The organism is Candidatus Cloacimonadota bacterium (assembly GCA_011372345.1).
Classification (GTDB): Bacteria; Cloacimonadota; Cloacimonadia; order Cloacimonadales; family TCS61; genus DRTC01.
Map to the genome: position 1 here is coordinate 1 of DRTC01000213.1, position 3,051 is coordinate 3,051.

The window sequence follows — 3,051 nt, forward strand, 5'->3', positions numbered from 1 at the left end:
AGATTTCTTCTCCAAGCACGATCCCAAAATCCTACAGATAATACTTGAATCAACTATCGGGATTGCAGGCGCAGGAGGTTTAGGTTCCAATGTAGCAGTTGCTCTCGCGAGAGTTGGTATCGGTAAATTGATCATTGCAGATTTTGATAAAATCGAAACTTCCAATCTGAACAGACAGCAGTATTTTTTAAAGCAGATCGGAGAACCAAAAGTTAAAGCATTACGCGCAAATTTAATGAGAATAAATCCTTTTTCCAATTACCAGATACACCATATCAAACTCGATGAAAAAAATATTCCAATAATATACAAAAATGTAGATATAATGGTGGAAGCATTTGATAAAGCAGAAATGAAAAAAATGCTGATCGAAACCTGGCTATCTCATTTTCCTAAAAAACCAATAATTGCTGCTTCTGGTCTTGCCGGTTTTGGCATGAATAATAAAATACATCAGAAAAAAATCGGGAATTTATATATTTGCGGAGATGAAGAAACAGAACTGAAAGAGGGCTTCTCCCCTATGGCTCCGAGAGTAGGGATCGTCGCCAATATGCAGGCAAATTTAGTATTGGAAATGTTATTAATGTAACATAAACCTCTGGTTTGTGAAAATATGCTCTCAAAGCAGAGCTATGAGTTACATTTTAGAAGGAAATATGAAAACCATAACAGTAAACAACAATAAAATCGACTGGCAGGAAGGTCTCACCATCGATGAAATTCTGAAAATAATGAACTATTCTTTTAAGATGCTGGTTGTGAAAGTAAATGACAAACTAGTGAAAAAAGATGAATACAAAACGCGAATAATCCCTGAAAATGCTGATGTGAAGATCATTCATTTGATCAGTGGAGGATAGAAAAAATATCAAAGTAGAACTTTTAATCCAATTGCATTCCCAAATCGGAATTTGGGAACGAGAGAAAATGACATAAAGGAAAATTTTTATGCTTAAATTCAATATTCCGGGAAGAAAAGAAATCAAACTGGAACATCTTGTCCTGGATTTCAACGGAACTCTGGCAATCGATGGAAAATTGATTTCAGGAGTAAAAGAAAGATTGGAAATTCTCGCAAAATCTTTAAAAATTCATATTATCACAGCAGATTCATTCGGAACTGTTCATAATGAATTAACAGACTTACCAGTTACGATTTCCGTTCTATCCCCGGAAGATCAGGATCAAAAAAAACTAAAATATGTTCAGGAGCTGGGAATTGAAAAAACAGCTTGCATAGGAAACGGACTCAACGATAATTTAATGGTCAAAGAAGCGATCCTGGGAATAAGTCTGATCCAGACTGAAGGAGCAGCTTCTCAATCGCTTTTGAATACCGATATTGTTTGCCCTGATATTAATTCTGCTCTGGAATTATTTTATAAATCGAATCGATTAAAAGCAACTTTAAGAATATGAAGAAGATTCTTATAATTGCGATTCTAATTGCTATTAATTTTATACAATTAGAGTCTCAAAAGAATTATAAATATGGAACTGAAATGAACACGATAAAACATCCGGAATGGTCATACAATCAAAGCATTTATGAAGTAAATCTGCGACAGTTTTCCAAAAACGGAACTTTCCAGGAATTTGAAGAGCATCTCCCCCACCTTAAACAATTAGGTGTCGGCATTCTCTGGTTTATGCCAATCCATCCGATTGGTGAAAAAAATCGCAAAGGAACTCTCGGAAGTTATTATTCGGTAAAGGATTATCTCAATGTTAATCCTGCTCACGGAACGCTGGAAGAATTCAAACAATTAGTGAAAAAAATCCATAAAATGGGAATGTATGTGATCATCGATTGGGTGGCAAATCATTGTGCGTGGGACAATCAAATCGTTTATGATCATCCGGACTGGTTCACAAAAGATGAGAATGGAAATCATGTTTCACCGGTAAAAGATTGGGCGGATGTGATCGATTTTAATTTTGATAATCAGGAAATGCGGAAATACATGCTCGATGCTCTTAAATTCTGGATAAAGGAAATAGATATCGACGGTTTTCGCTGTGATGTTGCGGGTATGGTGCCAATTGATTTCTGGAATAAGGTTCGTCTTGAACTTGATCAGATCAAACCTGTTTTTATGCTGGCAGAATGGGAAACTCCCGAACTTCACAAACAAGCATTCGATATGTCTTATAACTGGAAACTTTTCAAAATTATGAATGCTATTGCAGCAGGAAAGAAAAATGCTTCTCATATCGATGCTCATCTGATTGAAGAAAAAAATACTTTTGCCTTGAATGATTTTCGCATGACCTTCACTTCCAATCACGACGAAAATTCCTGGAACGGTACTGTTTATGAAAGACTCGGAAAAGCAGCTGAAGTTTTCGCAGTTCTTTCCCTGACATTTCCCGGAATGCCTTTAGTTTACAGCGGTCAGGAAGCATGCCTGGATAAGCGGCTTTCTTTTTTTGATAAAGATGAGATCGAGTGGAAAGATTGCGGAATGAAGGAAATTTATACGAAACTTTTAAATTTGAAAAAAGAAAATAAAGCTTTATGGAATGGATTCAAAGGCGGGGAACTGCAAAGAATTCACACTTCAAATGATAAAGCTGTATTTACATACACCCGGCAGGTTGATAACGATAAGATCTTTGTAATTACTAATTTATCACCTTTTGGGCAGAGCATCTCTTTGCAGGAAAATAATTTTACAGGAGAATACAACGATATATTTGAACAGGAAAAAGTTATATTTTCCGGAGATGAACCAATTTCACTTAAATCCTGGGAATATAAAGTACTGATACAAAAGAATCAATAGTTCGAATGCGTCATACCATCTATCACAAACCATTAAACTTCTGAATGCTAATTCACTTCAAAATAAATCCCAAAACTTTTAAATGAATTTTTGAGTGTGCATTTCTGTTAACCACAAAATTTTAAGAAAATCAAAATCAATCCAAGATATTTCACGAGTCGATTCTTTGATTTCATTTTACTTTAATAGCAGATATTTTTTCACAACCTCAGTTTTGCCGTTAACACTTGATTTATACAGATAAACACCAGAACTTACGGAA

At 35.2% G+C, this 3,051-nt stretch carries 4 protein-coding genes; all 4 read left to right on the top strand.

All coding sequences use genetic code 11. The features are described from left to right. Window positions 1-28: 28 nt before the first annotated feature. The 4 genes from thiF (at window position 29) to ENL20_04180 (ending at window position 2,789) form a co-directional block, all read left to right on the top strand. Window positions 29-592, top strand: a complete 564-nt coding sequence (thiF, locus tag ENL20_04165) for a sulfur carrier protein ThiS adenylyltransferase ThiF (protein HHE37751.1) — start codon at window positions 29-31, stop codon at window positions 590-592. 67 nt (window positions 593-659) lie between these two features. Then, window positions 660-863, top strand: coding sequence for a sulfur carrier protein ThiS (gene thiS / locus ENL20_04170; GenBank protein ID HHE37752.1), 204 nt, complete (start codon window positions 660-662; stop codon window positions 861-863). 88 nt (window positions 864-951) lie between these two features. Beyond that, a complete protein-coding gene (locus tag ENL20_04175; GenBank protein ID HHE37753.1) occupies window positions 952-1,422 on the top strand; it encodes an ATPase P in 471 nt (156 codons plus the stop codon). Further along, on the top strand, window positions 1,419-2,789 hold the full coding sequence (locus ENL20_04180) for an alpha-amylase (GenBank protein ID HHE37754.1): 1,371 nt from the start codon (window positions 1,419-1,421) through the stop codon (window positions 2,787-2,789). Before ENL20_04175 ends, ENL20_04180 begins: the two co-directional genes overlap by 4 nt. Window positions 2,790-3,051: the final 262 nt, after the last annotated feature.